The sequence below is a fragment of the Epilithonimonas bovis DSM 19482 genome (assembly GCF_900108115.1).
GTDB classification, from domain to species: domain Bacteria; phylum Bacteroidota; class Bacteroidia; order Flavobacteriales; family Weeksellaceae; genus Epilithonimonas; species Epilithonimonas bovis.
Map to the genome: position 1 here is coordinate 1 of NZ_FTPU01000081.1, position 2,412 is coordinate 2,412.

The window sequence follows — 2,412 nt, forward strand, 5'->3', positions numbered from 1 at the left end:
CAAAATAAATTGATGAGCTTTAAAAAAAAACTGGCGGCGACCTACTCTCCCGCTTTCGCAGTACCATCGGCGCTAGAGGGCTTAACTTCTGTGTTCGGAATGGGAACAGGTGAGCCCCTCTGCTAAAACCACCCTAAAAAGGTATATGGTTGTTAGTTGTCGGTTGATGGTTGTCGGAGTTTTCCAACAACTGTCAACAATCAACTGTCAACTTTTTAATCGATAAAAACGTTCACAAAGAGAGAACCTTTGTTGCGCAAAAAGCACTTGTATATTGTAACCAATAGGCTATAAATCTACGGGTAATTAGTACTACTTGGCTATGACATTACTGTCTTTACACCTATAGCCTATCAACGTCGTCATCTCCAACGACCCTTAAAAGATGTCTCATCTTGAGGCGAGTTTCGCACTTATATGCTTTCAGTGCTTATCTCTTCCAAACATAGCTACTCAGCGGTGCACCTGGCGGTACAACTGATACACCAGAGGTTTGTTCAATTCGGTCCTCTCGTACTAGAATCAAGTCCTCTCAAACATCTAACGCCCGCAATAGATAGAGACCGAACTGTCTCACGACGTTCTGAACCCAGCTCGCGTGCCACTTTAATGGGCGAACAGCCCAACCCTTGGGACCTTCTCCAGCCCCAGGATGTGACGAGCCGACATCGAGGTGCCGAACCTCCCCGTCGATGTGAGCTCTTGGGGGAGACTAGCCTGTTATCCCCGGAGTACCTTTTATCCTATGAGCGATGGCCCTTCCATACGGAACCACCGGATCACTATGTCCTGCTTTCGCACCTGATCGACTTGTTGGTCTCACAGTCAAGCACCCTTATGCCATTACACTCTACGCACGGTTACCAAGCGTGCTGAGGGTACCTTTGAAAGCCTCCGTTACTCTTTTGGAGGCGACCACCCCAGTCAAACTACCCACCACGCAATGTCCTTCTTTAAGAAGTTAGGCTCCAAGTAAGTAAAGGGTGGTATTTCAACGTTGGCTCCACAAACACTAGCGTGCCTGCTTCAAAGCCTCCCACCTATCCTACACATTACTTACTCAAAGTCAATACGAAGTTATAGTAAAGGTTCACAGGGTCTTTTCGTCCCATTGCGGGTAATCGGCATCTTCACCGATACTACAATTTCACCGAGCTCGTGGCTGAGACAGTGCCCAGATCGTTACACCATTCGTGCAGGTCGGAACTTACCCGACAAGGAATTTCGCTACCTTAGGACCGTTATAGTTACGGCCGCCGTTTACTGGGGCTTCAGTCAATGCCTTCGAGTTACCTCTAAGCACCTTCCTTAACCTTCCAGCACCGGGCAGGTGTCAGACCCTATACAGCATCTTTCGATTTAGCAGAGTCCTGTGTTTTTGATAAACAGTCGCCTGGGCCTCTTCACTGCGGCCAACATTGCTGTTGGCGTCTCTTCTTCCGAAGTTACGAGACTATTTTGCCTAGTTCCTTAGCCACGACTCACTCGAGCACCTTAGGATTCTCTCCTCGACTACCTGTGTCGGTTTTGGTACGGGTTGCTTCACTTCGGCTTTTCTTGGAAGCACTTTCCCTGCAGCAGCTTCGCCCGAAGGCTAGGCCTTGACTATTCCGTCAGTCTCCAGCAAGTACGGCACTCCGTCCCCTTTTTAGTGTGAGCAAGTATGGGAATATTAACCCATTGTCCATCCACTACCCCTTTCGGGTTCGCGTTAGGTCCCGACTAACCCTCAGCTGATTAGCATGGCTGAGGAAACCTTAGTCTTTCGGTGAGGGGGTTTCTCGCCCCCTTTATCGTTACTTATGCCTACATTTTCTTTTCTATCCGCTCCACAATACCTCGCGATACTGCTTCGGCGCAAATAGAATGCTCCCCTACCAGATATAATTAATTATAAATCCATAGCTTCGGTAATATGCTTATGCCCGATTATTATCCATGCCGGACCGCTCGACTAGTGAGCTGTTACGCACTCTTTAAATGAATGGCTGCTTCCAAGCCAACATCCTAGCTGTCAATGCAGTCCAACCGCGTTGTTTCAACTTAGCATATATTTAGGGACCTTAGCTGTTGGTCTGGGTTCTTTCCCTCTCGGACATGGACCTTAGCACCCATGCCCTCACTGCCGACGAACATTTATTAGCATTCGGAGTTTGTCAGGAATTGGTAGGATTTGACTCCCCCGCATCCAATCAGTAGCTCTACCTCTAATAAACTTAACATCGACGCTGCACCTAAATGCATTTCGGGGAGTACGAGCTATCTCCCAGTTTGATTGGCCTTTCACCCCTACCCACAGGTCATCCGAAGACTTTTCAACGTCAACCGGTTCGGTCCTCCACTTTGTGTTACCAAAGCTTCAACCTGCCCATGGGTAGATCACAAGGTTTCGCGTCTAATCCTACTAACTAT

2 rRNA genes are annotated in these 2,412 nt (G+C 48.2%); both read right to left on the bottom strand.

What is annotated here, in order from left to right:
- Window positions 1-28: 28 nt before the first annotated feature.
- Window positions 29-136 (bottom strand): 5S ribosomal RNA (rrf, locus tag B0B05_RS16160).
- Between the two features lie 149 nt (window positions 137-285).
- Window positions 286-2,412, bottom strand: a 23S ribosomal RNA gene (locus B0B05_RS16165); the annotation flags it as partial.